The organism is Gilvimarinus gilvus (assembly GCF_030518155.1).
Taxonomy (GTDB): Bacteria; Pseudomonadota; Gammaproteobacteria; order Pseudomonadales; family Cellvibrionaceae; genus Gilvimarinus; species Gilvimarinus gilvus.
This window is the reverse complement of sequence record NZ_JAULRU010000185.1, coordinates 1-376: the sequence shown is the minus strand read 5'-3', so window position 1 is coordinate 376 and position 376 is coordinate 1. Positions and strand designations below refer to the sequence as shown.

The following is a 376-nucleotide window of genomic DNA, read 5'->3' as shown; positions in this document are numbered from 1 at the left end:
TGGACTGCCCCCAAGAAGTTGGACACCAATCCAATTTCTTGGGGTGTCCATATGAGCAAGTACTCAGACCAATTCAAGCTTACCGCCGTTCATGCCTACCTGGAGGGTGGTGAAGGTTTCCGAAAAGTAGCCCAGCGACTTGCAGTGGACTTCAGCCTGCTGCGGCGCTGGGTCTCCAGCTTCCAGAAACATGGCCAGTTCAGTCTGTGTAAACCAGGCCAGCGGTACAGTGCGACCTATAAGCGCTCAGTCCTTGAGTACATGCACAAGCATCAGCTTTCCTTGCGCCAGACCGCCGCCCATTTCGGTCTTGGTCAGTCTTCGCAGATAGGCATTTGGGCGCGGCAGTACTACAGTGGAAGTCCGGCTTCGCCTG

At 55.3% G+C, this 376-nt stretch carries 1 protein-coding gene; it reads left to right on the top strand.

All coding sequences use genetic code 11. The features are described from left to right. Positions 1-51: 51 nt before the first annotated feature. The coding region (locus tag QWI17_RS01555) for a transposase (RefSeq protein ID WP_302720732.1) at positions 52-376 on the top strand (325 nt) is incomplete at its 3' end.